The sequence below is a fragment of the Dorea longicatena genome, from assembly GCF_025150085.1.
Lineage (GTDB): Bacteria > Bacillota > Clostridia > Lachnospirales > Lachnospiraceae > Dorea_A > Dorea_A longicatena.
On the sequence record NZ_CP102280.1, the window covers coordinates 2,394,564 to 2,414,524 of the forward strand.

At 47.8% G+C, this 19,961-nt stretch carries 18 protein-coding genes and 1 pseudogene; all 19 read right to left on the reverse strand.

Features of this window, described 5'->3' with window-relative positions:
* Positions 1-231: 231 nt before the first annotated feature.
* Positions 232-726, reverse strand: a complete 495-nt coding sequence (locus tag NQ508_RS11420; RefSeq protein ID WP_006428316.1) for a DUF3846 domain-containing protein — start codon at positions 724-726, stop codon at positions 232-234.
* 56 nt (positions 727-782) lie between these two features.
* Positions 783-1,223 (reverse strand): ECF-type sigma factor, encoded by a 441-nt coding sequence (locus tag NQ508_RS11425; protein ID WP_008400020.1) that lies wholly within the window; start codon positions 1,221-1,223, stop codon positions 783-785.
* A gap of 272 nt (positions 1,224-1,495) precedes the next feature.
* Entirely contained in the window at positions 1,496-2,215 is a 720-nt protein-coding gene (locus NQ508_RS11430) for a winged helix-turn-helix transcriptional regulator (RefSeq protein ID WP_006428314.1), read from the reverse strand.
* 30 nt (positions 2,216-2,245) lie between these two features.
* Positions 2,246-2,662, reverse strand: coding sequence for a metal-dependent transcriptional regulator (locus tag NQ508_RS11435; protein WP_006428313.1), 417 nt, complete (start codon positions 2,660-2,662; stop codon positions 2,246-2,248).
* 18 nt (positions 2,663-2,680) lie between these two features.
* Positions 2,681-4,429: an ABC transporter ATP-binding protein gene (locus NQ508_RS11440; protein ID WP_006428312.1), complete on the reverse strand. Its 1,749-nt coding sequence runs from the start codon at positions 4,427-4,429 to the stop codon at positions 2,681-2,683.
* Positions 4,430-6,214, reverse strand: coding sequence for an ABC transporter ATP-binding protein (locus NQ508_RS11445; RefSeq protein ID WP_006428311.1), 1,785 nt, complete (start codon positions 6,212-6,214; stop codon positions 4,430-4,432).
* Between the two features lie 126 nt (positions 6,215-6,340).
* The gene (locus NQ508_RS11450) at positions 6,341-7,807 is read right to left on the reverse strand and encodes an ABC transporter ATP-binding protein (RefSeq protein WP_006428310.1); all 1,467 of its coding nucleotides are present in this window, start codon (positions 7,805-7,807) and stop codon (positions 6,341-6,343) included.
* Entirely contained in the window at positions 7,804-8,556 is a 753-nt protein-coding gene (locus NQ508_RS11455; RefSeq protein ID WP_006428309.1) for an energy-coupling factor transporter transmembrane component T, read from the reverse strand. The genes NQ508_RS11450 and NQ508_RS11455 overlap by 4 nt, the downstream gene beginning before the upstream one ends.
* On the reverse strand, positions 8,556-9,152 hold the full coding sequence (locus NQ508_RS11460; RefSeq protein WP_005601664.1) for an MptD family putative ECF transporter S component: 597 nt from the start codon (positions 9,150-9,152) through the stop codon (positions 8,556-8,558). Before NQ508_RS11460 ends, NQ508_RS11455 begins: the two co-directional genes overlap by 1 nt.
* Before the next feature lie 141 nt (positions 9,153-9,293).
* Positions 9,294-10,259 (reverse strand): helix-turn-helix domain-containing protein, encoded by a 966-nt coding sequence (locus NQ508_RS11465; RefSeq protein ID WP_006428308.1) that lies wholly within the window; start codon positions 10,257-10,259, stop codon positions 9,294-9,296.
* A gap of 115 nt (positions 10,260-10,374) precedes the next feature.
* Positions 10,375-12,366 (reverse strand): lysozyme family protein, encoded by a 1,992-nt coding sequence (locus tag NQ508_RS11470; protein WP_006428307.1) that lies wholly within the window; start codon positions 12,364-12,366, stop codon positions 10,375-10,377.
* 31 nt (positions 12,367-12,397) lie between these two features.
* Complete coding sequence (locus NQ508_RS11475; protein WP_330371066.1) at positions 12,398-14,728, reverse strand: VirB4-like conjugal transfer ATPase, CD1110 family; 2,331 nt, start codon at positions 14,726-14,728, stop codon at positions 12,398-12,400.
* Positions 14,721-15,164, reverse strand: a complete 444-nt coding sequence (locus NQ508_RS11480) for a PrgI family protein (RefSeq protein WP_006428305.1) — start codon at positions 15,162-15,164, stop codon at positions 14,721-14,723. Before NQ508_RS11480 ends, NQ508_RS11475 begins: the two co-directional genes overlap by 8 nt.
* A gap of 8 nt (positions 15,165-15,172) precedes the next feature.
* Complete coding sequence (locus NQ508_RS11485; RefSeq protein ID WP_006428304.1) at positions 15,173-15,610, reverse strand: DUF4313 domain-containing protein; 438 nt, start codon at positions 15,608-15,610, stop codon at positions 15,173-15,175.
* Between the two features lie 12 nt (positions 15,611-15,622).
* Positions 15,623-16,462 carry a VirB6/TrbL-like conjugal transfer protein, CD1112 family gene (locus NQ508_RS11490; RefSeq protein WP_044920352.1) on the reverse strand — a complete coding sequence of 280 codons (840 nt, stop codon included), beginning with the start codon at positions 16,460-16,462 and terminating at the stop codon, positions 15,623-15,625.
* Positions 16,463-16,536: 74 nt separating this feature from the next.
* Positions 16,537-16,911, reverse strand: a complete 375-nt coding sequence (locus NQ508_RS11495; RefSeq protein WP_006428302.1) for a hypothetical protein — start codon at positions 16,909-16,911, stop codon at positions 16,537-16,539.
* Positions 16,911-17,744: pseudogene (locus NQ508_RS11500) on the reverse strand (VirD4-like conjugal transfer protein, CD1115 family); the annotation flags it as partial. The pseudogene NQ508_RS11500 and the gene NQ508_RS11495, both read right to left, overlap by 1 nt.
* A 41-nt stretch (positions 17,745-17,785) precedes the next feature.
* Positions 17,786-17,944, reverse strand: a complete 159-nt coding sequence (locus NQ508_RS11505; protein ID WP_006428300.1) for a transposon-encoded TnpW family protein — start codon at positions 17,942-17,944, stop codon at positions 17,786-17,788.
* A gap of 142 nt (positions 17,945-18,086) precedes the next feature.
* Positions 18,087-19,958: an AAA family ATPase gene (locus NQ508_RS11510; RefSeq protein WP_006428299.1), complete on the reverse strand. Its 1,872-nt coding sequence runs from the start codon at positions 19,956-19,958 to the stop codon at positions 18,087-18,089.
* Positions 19,959-19,961: the final 3 nt, after the last annotated feature.

Here is a 19,961-nt window from a genome sequence, read left to right on the forward strand (position 1 = left end):
CCGTGATCCTGGCGAAAGGCTGCCACCGCCTTATTCACAGCTATGCTTTCTCGCTCCAAGTCTAAGAATCTTTACCCTATACTTAATCATGGCGCTCATACTGTCACGCTTCTACGGTTGGGAACGTACCTGTAGTGCCGATATTCACTTGCCAAAGAACAGCCGAGGGATGTCCCTCTGCTTACTAGCCGATGGCAGTGTATTTTTTTATTCACTTCACAAAAAAATATTTTATCTTGCATCCCCGGATCTGTTTTTCTTCTTTGCCGGATTCTTTTGTTTTTCATCGTTCTTACGGCTTTCTTTCTGTTTTTTTGCTTCTTCCGGCGGCATCTTCATCACATGGAGTTCTCCGTTAAACAGAGTAAAAATTTCCGGTGACTGGTATTTTTCTTTAAATTTTTCAATCTGCCCCGGTGTCAGCGAAGTAAAATCATCTTCTGTCAGCCCTACTACAAGGAAAGTCCCGGCTATCGCATCATAGACCTGTCCATGATCATCATATAACGCCCGGTTCAGTGGCAATCCCTCAAATTTTCCATTGCCGTTTAAAAGGATTCCAACTTTATCATCAAACGGATAGGTCATTTCAATGTCACCGCCTACCGCCTGCTGCAGTTCCTCCAGCTCATTGGGGATGTTCTTGACATAGGGAGCTTTCATCGGCTCGACTACCAGTACCGTCATCATTTCTTCCTGCATTTCGGACCCTTCTTTCTCATCCATCGTATCAATCCTCCTGTCTGTTCGTTCTAATAGTCAGCCGATGAGAACCTTTTGTTTTATTCAAATTTCATGGACTTTTTGATCTTTTCCCGTAACCTCCGCAATCTTGTATAAACCGTCTGCTCCGGCAGTTCCATGTGATGACTGATCTCTTTTGGTGCATATCCCATCATCTTCAGGACAATCATCTGAAGAGTTTTCTTATCAGTTGATAACAGGATCTGAAGCAGTTCTTCGTTCTCCACGGTATCCAGCAGGGCTTCTACGCTCTCCGGCTGGGACTCTTTGGTTTCTTTTTCTTCCAGGAGCAGTTCCATACAGTCCAGAAGCGAGGTCTGGTGTTCCCGGAATCTCCGCTCTGCATTGAAATCGTCCCAGTCATACTCCCGAAGCTTCTGGATCGTCTCTTCATCCACGCCCTGTTCACGCAGGATCTTCTCTTCCTCTGCTTTCCACTGGTTCCATCTATATTCTTCTTTTGCTTTATTGTAAGCCACTTATGTTTTCCTCCGATCTGAATTTTTGCGAAATCAAATCGGAGTGTGGCGGTGCTCTGGTCCGTTCTTCCTGTCTACAGGAATGTCCGGCATTTCTGCTGTCTCCCTGCAAACACGGATCTCCTTTGTAATCATATCTTTACAAAGGCACAGTGTATCGGATGCACCTGTCAGTTAACGGTCAGAAAACTGTCAATTGACGGTCAGCTTTTATCACCTTCTTTCCAGAATAAATAAAATAAGACGAACAATCTTTTTACGGATCATTCGCCTTACTGTTGTTCGTTTTCTTTATTCAATTCAAATTTGTAACCTATATCCCTGACACTGACGATACAATTCCCAGCACCATCTTCAACAACATTCAGCTTTTTTCTCAGTCGCTTTACCAGACACCAGATGATATTTTTAATATCACCAACAGGATAATCTTTCCAGACAAGCTGGTAAATCTGTTCAAACGTGTATACTCTCATCGGTGTCGCCGCTAATAAGTATAAAAAATTATATTCTTGTCGTGTTAAATGTAACGCTACATCATTCCAAAATACTTTATGTTTCTTATGATCCATTACAAGTTTTCCCTTATTAATCATCGTTTCGGATTGCTTTTGAGTTATTTTTTGTTTATTGTTTCGTCGTGCCAATGAAAAAATCTGCAGATCTACTTCTTCTATAGTGCTATTTATATCCATTACACAATCTGCACCAGCGTATATTAATTCTTTTTTCCATGACATACACAATAAAGAAGATGCATCCGTCAAAATAATAATTGGTATCTGCGTTATCTTTCTAATAGCAGATATAATATTACTTATGTTCTCTTTATAAACGATTACTCCTATTACAAGCATATCATAAGAAAATAAACTCAAATTATGCAGTAAAATTTGTAGATTTTCTGCATAATCTGAGTTTATCTCATTGAATAGTTTTCGATATGATTGATTGTCAAAATATGCTAATATCTTGTATTTTGTGTCTTTCATATTTAATCTATTTTAGCAAAGCAACATTTTCTACTTCTTCACAGGAAAATCATCAAATGTATTGTCAATTTTTTGTGAAGCAATCTCTCTCATCGCATGCTCTTTCAGTTTTTGAAAACTTTCATCACTGACTGCATGTTCCATGCGACAAGCATCAACTTCTGCAATTTGTGGATTAACTCCAACGGATATAAGTTGATGAGTAAAAAAACAATGGCGTTCGTAAATTTTTTCAGCCACATCCCAGCCAAGGTCGGTCAGGTGTATATAATGGTTTTCGTCTGTTGTCAAAAAGCCACCCTCTCGTAAAGTTCCTACTGCGTAACATACGCTGGGTTTTGAAACTTCCATGTACCGGGCAACATCCACAGAGCGCACCATACCGAGCTTCTTTTGGAGTATAAGCACGGCCTCCAAATAATCCTCTCCGGCAGTATGAAGTTTCATAGGCAGCTCCTTTCGCCATTAAGCAAGACTCCAGCCAGCCGCACTCTTTCGGATATTGACAAAATCCTGATAGATACCAGGCTGTTTCAAAAGTTCCTCATGGGTTCCTTGCTGTGCAATCTGGCCGTTGTCTATAACTAAAATCTGATCGGCGTTCTGGATGGTATTTAGGCGGTGAGCAATTACAAGCAGGGTCTTTCCCTTCACCAATTCGGAAATAGCCTCCTGAATATAGCTTTCATTGTCCGTATCCACACTCGCGGTAGCTTCGTCCAAAATGACGATAGGCGCGTCTTTCAGGATACAGCGGGCAATCGAAATACGCTGCTTTTCGCCACCAGAGAGTGTCGCACCGCCTTCGCCAACCACTGTCTGGAACCCATCAGGCAGAGCCATAATGAAATCATAGCAGCGGGCTTTTCTGGCAGCCTCATAGATTTCTTCTTCCGTGGCATCTGGCTTTCCCATGATGATATTGTTGTAAATGGTGTCCTGAAACAGATACACGCGCTGGAATACCATGCTGATCTGATTCATCAATTCCGACAGAGGTACATTGTGAATATCCACACCCCTTATCGTCACATTGCCGGATTTTATATCCCAAAGCCGCGCCAGTAAGTTTGCAATGGTGGACTTACCACTACCGGATGGCCCAACCAGCGCTGTCATAGAATTTTTCTTCATGGCAAAACTGATATGGTGCAAAACCTCTTTATCCTGATAAGCAAATGTAACATCGTTGAACAGGACTTCCGGCTGTCCCGGCTGTGCCTGAGCCGGAATATGCTGCTTGCCGTTGTCGGAAAGTTCCGGTTCATCCAATACCGCTTCAATACGATCAAGGGCAGCGTTCATAACGGTTAGTCTGGATGCTTCTCCATAGAGAGCCTTCAACGGGCCAAAAAGATCAAATACAAATAGCAGAACACCCAACACATAAGCCAAAGAAAGCGCACCGCTCTGTTCCAACACAATAGACAGGCCGAAAATTGCCGCAATACCAATACCGTAAAGGATATTCAGCCCCATTGTCCACGGGGTCATTTTCCGTTCAAAATCAAGCGATGTATTTCTGGAACGTTTGAAATTGCCGGACAGTTCTTCGGATTTTTCTCCAAGCAGGTTATAGCTCTTAATAACACCAATGCCCTCCACAAAAGACAGCACCGCATCGGTCAGCCGTTCACTCTGCTCCTGACGGCCTGCTGCTTCTCGTAGGGAAACTTTGTTCATTCCCTTAGATACCAGCCATGCCAAAATAGTAACTATCGCAGCAATCAAGCCAAGCTGCCAATTCAGATAAAACATGAACGCCAGCAAAACCAGCGAGGACAGCAGATAGCTCATCATGTTTCCCAGCGTACTCATAGCGACTTCTTCAATGAACACCATGTCGGTACTGAGGACAGAACTGATCTTGCCAATATTGCCGGAAGTGAAATATCCCATCGGAAGTTTCCGCAGATGGCCGCCCAATTCGATACGCTTGTCAGCGAACATCAAATATCCCGCTGCACTTTGCAGGCTGTCACTAAGATAGTGGACGAGCATCTGAACCAGCACAATAGCGGCAAGGCCAAGTCCCACATAAAGACAAGTCTGCCCGGTAATCGTCTTATTTGCAAATCCACTCAAAACCACAAAGGCCAGAAAAATCGGCATTTTGGACAGAATGGATTCCAGAAACGCACAAACAAATGCGCCCTGAATACGGCTCTTATAATGGTCGGAAAGTTTCAATATTCTTGAAAACAAAGCAAACATTTATTTCCCCTCCTTTGCAGTATGTACTTTCCACTCGGCGCTGTCCTGTGCCGCTTTCCACAACTTTTGATATTCTGGGCAGGACTGGATCAGCTCCTGATGTTTGCCCGTTGCAACCAGCTTTCCGTGATCCATAACACAAATCTGATCTGCGTTCATAATGGCTGGTAATTTGTGCGCGATAACCACAAGGGTCTTACCTTTTACAAGCTCTGCAATGGCAGCTTCCATCTTTTCCTCATTTTCGGGATCGGCATAGGCAGTTGCCTCGTCAAGCACCACAATTGGAGCATCTTTTAAGATTGCCCTTGCCAGAGAAATACGCTGGCGCTGACCGCCGGAGAGCATTTTTCCTGCATCACCAGCCATTGAATGAATACCCTGCGGAAGTTTCTCAAGGAACTCCATACACTGAGCTTTCTTTGCGGCCTCCACCACTTCTTCATCCGTTGCGTTCAGCCGACCAAGCCTAATGTTTTCAAGCAGAGAGGTGTTGAACAGGTATTGATCCTGCGCCACATAGGAAATACGGCTGTTGAGTGCTTCAAGGCTCATATCGCATAATTTCTGCCCACCGATGGAAATACTGCCTTTCTGTGGGTCATAATAGTGAATCAGCAGTTTCGCTAATGTACTCTTGCCGGAGCCAGATTCACCAACAAGGGCTGTTTTCTGTCCAGCTTTTGCCGTAAAGGAAATGTCATGGAGAACTTCATCCTCAATTACAACAGGCTTTCCATCCGGGCCGGGCTGTGTGGTCTGATAAGCGAAAGAAACATGGTCATAAGTAATGGTGTCATCTTTCCCGTGGAACGCATCTTCTGTCTGCTGGAGCTCTGGCGCATCCAACACCTGCTCCAATGCAGAAATTTTATAGTTGAGCTGGGGCATGGTAGGCAGGAAACCGAGAGATTTCAGCAGTGGCATACCAATACTTAAAGAAAGACACAGTACCAAGATCAAATTAGGCAAAGTAGACCAGCCAGAGAGAACGAACCATGCGCCAACAGGTAAAGTCAGAATAATGGTGCATGGAAGCAGACTGCTGTAAATTGCCATCCACGGCCACGCCGCCTTGTACCACGCCAGAGTATAGTCCCGATAATCTGATACATCTTTGCGGAACCGCTCATAGGAATCTGCGTCCTTATTGAATACCTTGACAACCTCCATACCATTGATGTACTCAATGATCGTGTTGTTCATTTTCTGTGCAGACTGATAGTAGGGACCCATGCGCTTCATTCCAACAGAGTACATAATGACCATGGAGAGCAGGCTGATCGGGATAGAGGCCAAAGACATAAGAGCCAGTTTCCAGTCCGCACAAAACATAGCAACATAAATCACCAGCGGGATCAGTAAATTTGCGATACCCTCCGGGACTGAATGAGCAAGGAGCAATTCCAAGCTGTCCACATCATCGACAAACAGCTTTTTGATTGTCCCTGTCCCTTTTTCCTCCACAATGCCAAGGGGAAGTTTCTCAAACTTCTTTTGCAGAGATACCCGCAGCCGGAACAATGTGTTATATGCTGCTTTATGAGAAATTGATAATCCCCATCCATAAAAAAACGCCTGCAAAACAAGACAGATCAAAACCCCTATAACACGCAATAAAACAAATTCTGTTTCAACAGAATCGCCCATAACCAATGGCGAAATGACCTGATAGGCCAGCACAAAAGGCAGGATGCCCATAAGAACGCTGACCAGTACGACAACCGTGGCCACATACATATTTTTCTTATATGGCCCTGCGTACTCAAAGATTTTTTTGAACATAAGCCCTCCTTATATTGAGCCGTACTGTCTGTGCTTCAAAAAAAAGAGGCCGCCAAAGTAAAGCGGCCTCTTATCATTATCTTTCTGTCCAGTCAAGGCGGCCCTGACATTCATAATTTCTAAAATTCACTGGCGGATTCGGAAAAAATCCAAAACCTTTTTACTGCCGGATTCGTCCAATGGATAGCTTTCTTTTACTTGCCCTTTTTCCATATGGACTACATACGAACATCCCGCCATCACCAACTCCGGATCATGCGTAATAACAAGAAGCGTTTTGCCCTGATCCGCGAGTGACTTCAAACTCCGCGCAACTTCCCGCATATGTTTGAGATCAAGCCCGCTGGTTGGTTCGTCAAACACAATAATCTCCCGGTTACTCACAATGGCAGACGCGATCGCTACCCGCTGTTTTTGCCCGCCGGAAAGAGAAAGCGGGTGCCTGTCTTTATATTCCAGCAGATCAAACTGTTTAAGAATTTTATCCACAACAGTTTCATCCTTGTTGTCCATGCTCAGAAGCACTTCATCCGTCACGCTTTCGGTAAATAGCTGATGGCTGGTATCCTGCATTACCATGTAGCAATGTTTGAGCCGGGCTTTCCAATCAAGGGTTTTCCCGTCAACCTGCAAAAGGCCACACTTCTTTTCCAGTCCGCAAATACAGCGGGCCAGAGTAGATTTTCCAGCGCCATTCAGACCGATAATGGCAATCGTTTCTCCAACAGGCAGTTCTGCACTCGGAATATGGAGGCTTTCCGGTTCCCGCTTTTTATACGCAAAGCAGAAATTTTGAAATTCCATCTGTTTAGCTGTATGCGCCTGATACTGATTCGCAGGCTTCAACTTCGAGAGAGAAAACGGCCGCAGCCCCATTTCTTTTCGAATGCCATCCGATAAGCTGTCAAATTCAGCAGGCGTGTATTCCCGTTCAATCTCCCCATCTTTTACATACAGCACACGATCTGCAAGATCGTGAAGGTAGTAAAGGCGGTGTTCTGCGATCAGAATTGTTTTGCCCTGCCTTTTCCAGAGGCTCAGGACCTGCCGCAGGTCATCAATAGCAGCCATATCCAAATTAGAAGATGGTTCGTCCAGGACCATAATTCCCGGCAGCAATACACTTGATGAAGCACAGGCTATTTTTTGCTTTTCGCCCCCGGACAGAGCAAACACGCTTCGCCCCATCAAATCTTCAATATGATAATCGGAAACTGTCCGGTCAATCCTTTTCAGGATATCCTCCTGAGGATAGCCTAAATTTTCACAGGCAAAGGCTAATTCACTATCCGTATCCACGTTGAAAAACTGACTTTTGGGATTCTGGAATACAGATCCCACCATAGCAGCCAAGTCATAAAGCGGCGTATCTGATACGCTTTTTCCGTCCAGAAGGACATCGCCCTCTAAATTGCCCTCGTAATAATGAGGCACCAGCCCGTTTACCAAACGGGTAATCGTTGTTTTCCCACAGCCGGATTCTCCCGTGAGTAAAACAAATTCCCCTGTGTTTATGGTGAGATTGACATTTCTAATCCCTCCGCCGCTGGATTCTTCACCATAAGAAAAAGAAACATTTTGAAAATCTATCATGGCAAAATCCCTCCTGCGGAAATTATCGGGGAAGCAATCGCCCAAAACACTACAAAGCAACAAAACAAGATCAGCACCACATCGGCAAAATTGAATTTAAGCTGGCAAATGTTTGTGCGTTTGACAGGAGCGCCGAGGCCACGGGTAATTGCCGCAGCGGAAAGTTCCTCACCGATTTTCACGGAGCAGGTAATCATCGGGATCAGCTTATACTCCAATATTTTTGAAGATTTTTTCCCTCCAAGTTTAATCCCACGCATTTTCATAGCGTCACTGATTGCTTCTGACTCCTGAAAGACAGTTGGAAAGAAGCGGAACATGACCGTTAAGGGGATCGTCACTTCTTTAGGCATATGGATTCTTTCCATGCCGGAAATCAATTCACTGACCGTTGTTGTTTTCACTGCATAGGCAGCAATCGCAACACTGGGAAGGATTCGGCAGAAGAATCCTGTTGTAAACAGAACGAGGAAATTCAATATTCCCGTAAGGTGCGGCAAAACATAAATTTGAACAGCATAAAAAGCAGAAAACACAGCAATATAGCCCACAGCTTTTGCACATTGTTTCGAGGTAAGCAGCAATATAGCCGGAACCGTACAAAGAACAAGGCGGATCAGCCCCATAGCTTCTCCGCCTGTTCCACCCATGACAAAAATGCTTATGATGAAGATGAGCAACAGTTTTGTACGCGGATCGAGCCGTAACCCTTGTTCTGTTTTTTTGCTGAGCAGAATTTCCCGCGCCATTATGCAATACCGGCACGCTGGAAGTGCTTTTTGCAAATGGCTTTCCCAATCACACCTCCGACAAGGCCAAACACAAAGCAGGCAACCAGCAGAATAGGCGCAATCCACATAGGCATATATGTATTAAGGGTAGCTGCATATTCAGCGCCGTATCCTTCAGTCAACATTACCATATAGCTTTCACGGTTCAGGAAAATGGGAGCAAAGTTGCCAAACACCCAGATGCTGAACACGCCGCAGGAAAGAACTGTGCTCTTTGCACTTTTGTAGTCCGCCTTTTTCAGGATCACGTCGGCCAACAGGCCGCCAACGAGACCAGTTACCATAGTAAGATAGCCGTTGCCGAAGAACACCATGATTAGGCCAATCAGGAAACCCATGATTGCAGTCATCCCGAATTTTTTAGCCTTTGTAACATACAGCATATAGGGGATGCCGCCAATCAAAGGGCACAGCACCGCCATCAGCGGAATAAAAATGGGGATAAAGCCAAGCATCGCCACCAGCATAACAATCACGACATAGATGACGGTGTAGATGCCGATAGTAATTAAATCTTTTCCCTCAAGCCGGGAACTTTTTTTCTGGGAACTCATACCAGTATCCTCCTTATATCTGAGAAAATGAAAATGTGGTGCGGTTAGAGTGTTCTAACCACACCACATATAATAGCAATTTGCGCCCACGATTCCAACCCAAAACCAATTTTATTCTACCCAAAATCAGTATTTTTGCATTTATCCAATCGTAGCTTCTGCTTTATAGTTTTTCGGATTCACTCCGTATTTCCTTTTGAAGGCCGCTGCGAAATTGCTCGCTTTTGAATATCCCACCAGTATAGCCACCTGGCTGACATTCAAATTACTTTCTAACAACAGGCTTGCCGCCTTTTCTAACCGCTGGTCGATGACATACGCATGAACCGATGTTCCGAACAGGGAGGAAAAGCCCTTCGTCAATTTTGAAGTGCTGATATTGACCTGCCGCGCCAATTCCTCGCAGCTCGGAGCCAGGGCAAGCTGGCTGTCAATAATTCGCTTTGCCTCTATGATGGAATCCCGGTCACTTCTGGAAATTGCAACGTAGGTTGACGCGAGAATACTCAGCTCCAGGACCTCGCTCAAATATACCGATAGCAGCTCAAAGACCTTGCTTTCCAGAAACAGGTATCCCAACCCGCCGCGATATTGCGTAAAATCTTTTACCTCCGCAAAAATGTGTTCCATATACGGGGTAACGCTCACTTTTGAAATTCCTGTCAGTAATTTCTTTTCATAAGCGTTTATTTCACTATCTTCAAAGTAGTCATTCAAAATTTTGTGAAAATAGGGCATGGGAATTTTTATATTCTTGAAAAGAAAATCTTTCTTCCCGGAATAACACAAGTATTCCATTTTACCATGTCCTCGATAAATGCAGGATTCGCCTTTCTGGATGCTGACACTTTGACGCGCATCTGCAATATTCCACGATACGCCATCATTGAAGCAAAATAAAAGTTGAATATAATCTTCGCAGCTTACACCCTGCACATTCATATCTGAAAAATAGTTCATTTTCCAGTCTGATACAACAGCTCCTTGCTTTGTAACAACTTGCGAAATCTGACCTGTTCCCATATCAGCCGGAATATCTATTGTCACTGTCTGCGGAGAGTTGGAGAGCAGATCGTGATACAGCTTCGTCATATATTGGTTTGTCATCGTGCACCCTCCTTTTTCTAGTTAGTCGAAGCTAATCACATAATACTTTATATTTGTTTTTTAGTCAAGGTAATCTAAACTATTGACTACTCTCTAAGAGTCAACATATTAATTTTCAAAGTATGCCGTATCCCATGATCGTTCCGTTATTGATATCATAGCTTCTCTTGTTCACGGCATCACTGGAGTTTCCCTCTACCGTATATACGGTACTTCCCTCAGTTTTCTCCACGATTCCCACATGGTCTGAGGTTCCGTCCCCGTTCCAGTCAAAGAAGATCAGGGTTCCGGGTGCTGGCGAGTATCCTCTGCTCTTCCATTTCCCCTTGCTCTGGAACCATGCGATTCCGTCATCGCACAGGGAGAACTTCGGCATCTTGCCGCTCTCGATCAGTCCTGCCTGATCCCCACACCAGCTGGCAAAGCAGGCACACCACGCCACATGGCTGTCAAATCCATACCATGACCAGAACTTCTGGCCTCCTTCATTTCCAAGCTGGGTAAGTGCCACGGATACGATCTGGCCGTTGCCTCCAAACAAGCCGGCAAACAATCCGCCGCTGGAATAATACCGCAGAACGTGAGGGACGTATTCTGGATCACCATAGGCACTCCAGCCATGCGAAGCAGCCTGCTCATTGGAAAACTGCAGGGCATTTTCTGCACTGTAGCCGCCATATTTCTGAATCGCCCACGTTATGTACCCGTTTCCGTAGTTATACCCTTGCAGGGACAGCTTCAGCTTGTCCATGTCCTGTGGGCTGGTGCATCCGGCTTCTCTTAGGCAGTCCGCATAATACTGGATTCCTACCTGTATGGAGTAGTCCGCATCCTGGATGGCATTCGGGCTGTTGGAATACCGGGTGTTGTATGGGCACTCACTGCTCTGCATGGGATCGGTCCCCCGGCCGCCAGATTCCTGCATCATGATTGCCTGTATCACGGAAACGTATTCGGGGATTCCATACTGGTTGGCGTATTTCTGGATGGTTGCCGTATAGGAAAGTACTTCCTGGCTGAGTGCTTCGTTGCTCTCTGAGCTTCCAGAGAATGCCGCACCGCCAATGATCCCGACCATGATAACCAGAAGCAGAACCATGACCGCTCCGGCGGCTCCCAGTGCAGCTATCATGGACTGCACGGTTTTCGCTACCACTTCCACGGCGGCTCTAGCTGCCTTGAATGTATTCTCCCCTGCCCTTGCCGTTTTCTGTATCCGACGGATTCCATCAGAAGTCTGCAAGGCTGCTTTCTTCGCCGCCTGTTTCGCTGCCCTTCGTTCCATCTGCTTCTGCATCCGGGTTGTCAGGGCATTGGAACTGGCTACACGGAGCTTCTGCTCTGGCTGGATGCTAATCTTCGCAGATGGAGGGGCGGTCTTAATAGTACGCCGCTGTATGGTCTTCGGCTCCAACTGTTTCCGTGGCTTTTCCTTGATCCGGATGGTTTCCGGCTGTTTCTGGCAGATGGCATTCTGTCTTGCAGTATCTGCGACTGCCTTTTTCCGGCTCTGGTCTCGGATGGAGAACTGCTTCGTTCCTGATAGTTCCTGTCCATTCTGGATTCTCGGTGTCTCTCTGGCTACCCGAATTTTCTGTTCTTTTGTTTTGATAGCATCTGAAACCGCCTTTTGCCGCTTGGCTTTCTGGATCTGGACATCTTTGATCTGTGCTTCCTGAGCTTCCCGGCTTTTAATCTTCACGTTCTCAGATGTCTGTTCCCGATTCTTTTGCTCTGGTGCTTCCCGACTGACCGGATCGGGAGCCTGTGTGTCCCCTGTTCCTCTGGCAGCTTCTTTCTCCGCTTCTTTTTTGCCAGTAACTCTCAGTTTGATCTTCTCGTAGGAAGTCTGTGCTGCTGTCTTTCCGGCGCTGGTTACAGTTCTGCCAGACTTTCTGGCAGCCCATTCCTCTGCGGATGCGACTTTTCCACTGGCATACTCGGATGGGGACTGTTCCTCCATGTCATTATCCCTGGCATTTGCGATGGTCTGGGACTTTTCCTTGCTCTCCAGTATGGCCGTCCGCATCAGCTCCTTCGGGATTCTGGAGGCAGGATTTTTAGTCTTTGGTTTTGTTGTGACTTCTTTGGTTTTGATATCCTTCATCTCTCACCTCCAGTCCCGGTCTGTACTGCTCTTACGCTTCGCCCGGCTTGGTCGTCATCAGGCGGTACAGTTTTGTATTTCTTGGAAACGAGTTTTCAAACGGCACCAGATTTCCGGAGCAGCGGATCAGTCCGTGGCCGGCACCTACATTGGTGATGTAGGATAACTGGTTGTCTGAAATATTCAGAAGTGCCGCCAGCTCATCCCGGTCGGTGGTAGCCTGATTCAAAAGGATCAGGAACTCACTGTTCGCCAGCATCAGGCGGGCGGTATCGGATTTCAGAAGTTCCTCAACGTTCTGGGTAAGTCCGGTTACAAATCCGGAATACTTACGGATACGCTTGTACAGGCGGTAGAAAAAGTCCGCACTGTATTCATAGCGGAACAGCAGATAAAACTCATCCGCAAAGATCCATGTCGTTTTTCCCTTCTTCCAGTTCTGGATCACACGGTTAAAAATCGAATCCAGTGTGACCAGCATGCCAAGGGGCATCAGCTGTTCGCCCAGTTCCCGGATGTCATAGTCGATGATACGGCTCTTCGTGTTGACATTGGTTTCCTGGGCAAAGGTGTTCAGACTGCCATTGATAAACAGTTCCGAAGACAGAGCCAGCCCTCTGGCTTCTTCCTCCGGCTGGAGCATGAGTTGTCGGTACAGGTCCTTTAAGGTCGGCACCTGCCCTTTGTAACCGCCCCTCATGTAATCCCGGTACACATCTGCGGTGCAGCGGTCAAGGATGGATTTCTCCTTTGCCGAAAGGTTTCCGGCTCCTACGAGCTGCTCAAACAGGGAAAGGATAAATTCTGACTTTTCAATCAGAGGATTTCGGTCATTGCCATAGGCAGAATCCATATCCAGTGCATTCAGATGGGTATCTGAGGTTGCCGAGATCCGGATGACCTCTCCGTTTAAGGCTTCCACCAGAGAAGCAAACTCCGACTCCGGATCGAGGATGAGGATGTCATCTTCCGTGGAAAGGGCAAGGTCTACGATCTCCTCTTTTGCCGAAAAACTCTTACCCGAACCGCTGACTCCCAGTCGGAACGAGTTTCCATTTAACAGCTTCCTTCGGTCTGCCACCAGCATATTTTTGCTGACTGCATTCTGCCCATAATAAATACCGCCCGGCTGCATGATCTCCTGTGTATGGAACGGAATCAAGACGGCAGTGGACTCTGTGGTAAGGGTACGCACCGCATCGATCTTCCGCAGACCATACGGCAGGACGGTATTCAGTCCATCGACCTGTTGCCACTTCAAAGTTGCCATCTGGCAGAGGTGTTTTCTCGCAATGGAATACAGGGTTTCCGTATCGGAGTCCAGTTGTTTCTTGCTGTCTGCCATATGTACCATTGTCAGGATGCCGAACATCATCCTCTGATCCCTGGTGGTCAGATCGTCCAGCATTTCCTTGGTCTCTTTTCTCTGCAGCTCCATGTCATAGGGAACTACGGCTGAAAAGTTATTGTTGGCATTCTGGCGTCTCTGCCAGTTGGTGACGTTTGTCTCCACGCCCAGCAGTCGGTTCTGGATCTCACGCACCGCTTCGTCTGTCGGTACGGGGATGATATCAATGGACAGCATCAGGTTCCTGCCAAGGCTGCACAGTTCGGAGATCATCTCATCCTTTATATAGCTGGCGTAATCTTCCATAAAAAGGACTCTGCCGTACTGCTCGCCCAGCTTGAAATGGTCGTTGTGGAACTCCATCGTGTCCGGGCAGATCCAGTCCTTGAAGCTGTGTCCCTTTTTCGCGAAGGCTTTCATGTCAAACGGAAAGCTCTGCGGAACGTCTGCCTTGAAAAAGTCCCGGAAGATCTGGAGCCTCTGTTCTGCATCCAGCTCTTCCCCGATGGAGGACAGCTTGGCCAGATGGGTGATGATATCCGTTCCCACACGGGCGAAGTATGTCCTGGCTTCATCGATGTTCTTCTTGTGGACGCTGACGGTCAGATAGCGTTCCTGGTAAATGCTGTTGTTGGTACCGGAGATCTTGGAAAGGAGCATATTGTTATACTCTTTCCGGTACTCGTCCAGTCCATCTCCTTTCATTGGAATCAGCAGGGACTGCTCAAACTCTTCCTTGTTGATCTTACGGTTGTTCAGGGTGATCTTCGCCGTACAGCCGGAATCCAGTGCATTTAAAAGTTCGGAGTAGTCCAGGAACATCTCTGTCTTATCCGCTTTGCTGGCAATGGAATAGTTGATATCCGTAAACCGGAATGTCCGGGAATACTTGCTCTCCACCTGAAAAATACCGTCCGGCCAGATCTTGCGGATCGGGATCGCCTGCTGGGCAGACCTCGGTACTTTGAATTTTTCTTTGTCCTGTTTCAGTGTCTGACTCAGGGTTTTAATCAAAGGCATCACCCCTTCCTCCTGGCTTCTTTGGCTTCTTTGGTTTCTTCTGTTTCGTCCGCTTCTTCTCCAGAAGCTCCGCTCCGTTTCCCATCATCTTTTCACCCAGCCGCAGGCTCTCTTCCATGCAGGAAAAGTACAGGTTCTCTGATTTGAATACCAGCCGTTTCGGGTACAGCAGTTCGGATTTGATGACTGCCCATGCGAACTGTTCTGCCGTCATGCCGTGGTAACGAAAAAAGCCGCAGGCTGCAAAGGGAGCCGCCCCAAGGATGCACAGCCATCCGGTTACCTGTTCCCCGGCATATTTCCGGGTGACAAAATAGATTCCAAGGGCTGCCAGGATCGCCAGTACCGAAAATAAGCACTGCCGGAAGCTTAAGCCCCAGAACATTGACTCCTGATAGTCTCGGATTTCTTTATTCATTTTCACTTCCATGTTGTTTTCTACCTTTCTCTTTGTAATCTCTGTTTTTTCTTTTGTTTCTGTTTTGGTACATCCCTTTGCCGGATGCCATTTCTTTCCATAAATCTTTTTGTTCCTTCCGGATCAAGCTCTGCCAGTTTTTTCAGGTCGAATGCAACCCTCTGGAAAATGCAGTAACCGGAGGATGCGGTATCCGGCTGTATCGTTCCCAGCTTATGCTGCTTTATAAAACGAAGCTTTTCTTTACTGAAATTGTGGTCGATATAGGCTTCATTGATACCGCCCAGCGGAGCAAAAGGCAGGTTTACCGTAAGGTCTGCAAAGCTTTCCGGGTATCCATCTTCCATATGGTAAAGCCCGATATAGAGATTGTCATCGCTCATGTAACCGTCTACCCTGAGAAATAATTCCTCCCGGCCATACTGCCAGTCGTAGCTCAGTGTCTTTGGTTCTTCCATTTTTTTCGCCTCCTATAATCCCATGATTTCTTTTACGATACGGTCGGATGCCTTGACTGCCCCGACCAGTACCAGCAGGTTAAATACCAGTTCCCCGACGTAATTCCAGACAATGGTCACGGCGGACAGGCTGGTGTCCCCGATGGCCGGCGGACTTGATGCAAACACCGAAAAGATGATGCAGGCCAGTGCGATGATGGCTCCTTCCAGACATACCCCGGCGTAGGAACGGATAAAGTTCTTTCCTACAGACTGGGTTGGCTCCCCGGCAAAGGTTGCCAATGGAATCGGTGCGATGGCCGTGTACATGTACAGCTTGAACATTCTTCCATATACGGTCAGGATCATTACAAAGGAAAGCACGGTAATTAGCAGACTGCCTAACAGGGTTACGATCCACAAAGGGATGGATTCCAGCATCCCGACCGCTTCGATCTTGTCCACGATCTCCGAGGGCAGTTCCGTTACGGTTCCCCCTGCCATCCCGGAGTGGGACATGATGTTTGTCACGATGCCCTGCACAATGGAAAAGATCGCAGTCAGAAGCTCCATGCCGGACATAACGGCTCCCTGTGCCAGTGCAAAACGGATAAAGGCTTTCACTACGTGTTCCGGCTTTTTCATATCCGTGAAGCTCCCACAGGTTTTTATCAGCCCTGCCGCAAAGAACAGAACCAGCAGGCCGTACCCGATGGCTTTCAGTCCACCGTTGATGTTCGTCATCACGCTCCAGATTGCCCCGCCCTTGAAATTCTCCGGGCTTTGCGTCAGCAGTGTCCAGATTTCAGCCAGCTTGTCGCTCCAGGTCTGCAAGGCAGAATTTAGATTCTGTACGATCCAGTTATCACTCAAACAGTTTCACCTCCCATCCTCAAAAGTGAGCAGGGAGCCGGCATTTCGCATGGCTCCCCTTCTGGACTCTTCTCCTATCCCATGATCAGGTCCAGGATCTCTTTTGCAAAGGTAATGATGATACCGCCTGCCAGTGTCAGAAATCCGTTTGCCCTCTGGCTTGGATCGTGGCTCTTTAAGGACAGACCGACCTGCACGATACCAAATCCCAGCAGGATCAGGCCAATGGCGCGGATCAGGGAAAAGATAAACGTGGACAGGTTATTGACTACGGTCAGCGGATCGCCTGCGGCATAAACGCAGGTCGCCCCAATGCAGATCGACAGTACCGTAACTGCATACAGAGCAAACAGTTTCTTCTGCCCTCTCTTCATCTTCAGCGGTGCGGTCTCTTTCCTGATTTCTGTGTGTTTCTTATTTTTCAGTAAATTCATTGGCATTCCTCCCATCAAAAAAGCTCCCCGATGATGTCCTCATCCAGAAGCAGTTCGTAATCGTCATATCTTGTTTCGTCAAATGTAAAATCATCATGCGCCAGCGGTGCTTTCGCATAATTGAACGGGCCGGCACCTCCGTCCTCGGTATACCGGATGTTGGGATGCTTCATCAGGTCATACTTGGCATCCAGTATGGGCCGCTCCCCGCGGATAAACAGAAGTGCATTCTGGTTATCCAGCATACGGACTTCATCCGGCTGTAACAGCTCCCTTCCGCTCTGCTGGAAGTTGGTGGAGTAGCTGCCGGATTTTCCTTTGGTCTGCCCGTAGGTGTTGGTGTCTATGGTTTCTTTCCCCAGTAATTCTGATACATATTTGTGTGTCTCTTTTTCATTGCCGCCCAGGTATAAAAACTCATCGCAGTTGCCCACCAGACTTTCCCAGGAGTCCTTGAACAGAGCCTTTAGCTGGCTCATGTTCTGGATGATGATGCTGCAGTAAATGGAACGGGAACGGCAGGTTGCCAGGATCTTCTCAAACTCATTTGGCAGGGATACGTTTGGAAACTCATCCATGATGCAGTTGACCGGAACCGGGAGGGCACCGCCATGCACACGGTCTGCCATGTAATAAAGCGTCTGGAAAAGCTGGCTGTAGATCATGCCTACCAGATAATTCAAAGAGGTGTCTGCATCCGGGATACAACAGAAAAGGGCAACTTTTCTTTCTCCCATGTTGGAAAGATCCAGTTCATCAGTATTGGTCAGCTTGGCGATCTGCGGCAGATTGAAGGCTGCCAGCCGGACACCTACACTGATCAGGATGGACTTGGCGGTCTTTCCAGAGACGAAAAGTCAAGGACTTTTTCATCAAATTCAAAAAGAAGTTACATTTTGCGGACTTCCTCACGGAGCAGACGCTTGATTTTGTCCTCCATCGTCTCTTTTGCGGTCTGGCTGAAATGCACACGGACGATATAGGTTGTCTTTCCGATCTGCTTTCTGACAGTCGGGCAAGTGGCGGTGTTGGTTGCGGTATTGTTCATTCAAAATCCTCCTGTAAATGAAAAATGCCCGGTGACTGTTCATCATCGGGCGGTGTCGGTATGAGGGAACAAGGCAAGGCGGCAACATTAAGGTATCTATAAAAACCTTGCCGTCTTTGCCATGCTTGCCGTGTTCCTGTTGTCAGTTGCGGAGATAGCAGATCCATGCTGTGCCGTCTTTCTCGGTCACAAGCCTGTCCCCGATACGGCTCTTTGCCGTTCTCATGGTGCGTGAGGAAATCCCACGCTCATTGACCGTCTTTTCCAGCTCTGCACTTGGCATACGCTTTCCATCTGCCAGCAGTTCCAGAATGAGCATTTGCGCTTGTGCGGTCTTGCTCTCGGTCTTGGCGGTGTCTGTCCCGGCAAGAAGCTCGTCGGCGGTAATGTCATAAGCTCCTATCCATTCAAAGCCTTTCTCGTCTCCCAGAGAAAAGGCAAGGGACTGTCCGGGCGGCGCAAGGGAGCTTTTCTCATGGATAAGCACCCTCGTTGTGGGGCTGTCCTTCAGCTTGCCGATAAAAAGCAGACTGCGGACTGCCGCCGTAATGTCGATAGACCCTAATCCCCGATAGGTGCTTTGCGTTCCTGCGGCTTTGTTCAGGTGTCCGATCAGCACGATAGCGCATCCGGTAGCCTGTGCAATGTCTCCCAGACTACGGAAGATGGGACGGACTTCATTTGCCCGGTTCATGTCCACATCTGCGCCCAGAAACGCCTGCATCGGGTCAATGATAACCAGCCTTGCGTTGTTCTCTCGGATTGCTCTTGCGATGCGCTCATCAGCAAGGGTCAGCGGCGTGTCTCTATCATCAATAACAAGCACTCGTTCAAGGTCTGCGTCAGCTTCCATCAGCCGGGGCTTAACGGTATCGCCCAGACCGTCCTCGGCGGTCTGATAGATGATATTGAAAGGCTCAAGTGTCTCCATACCGGGTAAGGGCTTTCGGTTGGTGCAAGCCGCCGCAAGGCGCATAGCAAAGTAGGTCTTGCCCTCGCCGGGGTTGCCCTGTATGATGGTCAGCTTTCCAAATGGGATATACGGAAACCATAGCCAATCCACGCTCGTCAGCTCCACATCTGCCATACGGAGCATGGGGACAGGCTGGGCGGTGGGCAACTCTCGCAGCGTGATTGTCTCGGCTATGAATTTGCGGCTGGGAATGTCCCCCTGCTGACGGAGAACATCGTTCCAGTCTTTCCTTGCCGGGACAAGGCGAATGACGGCGATCTCGCCGGGAATGGACTGTGCCAGTCGGGTACAGGCTTCGCTTCCTGCGGTGTCGCTGTCAAGGCAGAGGAACACTTTTCGTGTGTCCTTGCGTTCAGAAAGGAAACGGTCAAGGGCTTTGCCCGAAACGCCGCCCAGGGCAAGATAATTTCTTGTCTGCCAATCCTGCGGATAAAGGCAGATAAAGGACAAAAGGTCTATCGGTGCTTCAAAGACAAAGAGCTGGTTGCCGTTTCCCTCATAGCGGAACGGATAGGACTTGTCAGACCCGGCAATGTCCTGTCTGAATGGGTCTGCCGTTCCTCGCACATGGGCGTATCTCGGCGTACCGCTTCGGTCTCTGCCGACAAACACAACATTGTGCCGCTTTGCGTCCTCGTAAATATCCCCGGAAAGAAGAAAAGCCTCAACAAGCGTTTTGTTGAGACCTCGGCTTTCGCAAAGATATTGAATTGCTCTGTCGGCTGTTCTGTTGTGCAAGGGCAAGTGAAACGCTGTGGGCGGTGCTGTGCTGGCTTCGCTCTGTCCCTCGGCGCTTTCGCCGGTTAAGAGCTGGACTGCTTCGGGAAAGGACTTGCCGTAAAACTCCATGACAAAATCAATGGGATAGCCGCCCTTGCTCTGGCTGTGGCGAAACCATTTGTTTCCCCGGACGGTCAGGCTGTCATGTTCTTTCCAGCGGTATTCCCGTCCGCTTTTGATAAGCGTCTCTCCCTGTGTACGGAGAAAATCTTCCAGACTAGCGGCATTTGCCCGGTCAATCTGCGCTTGGGTGTACTGCATGAG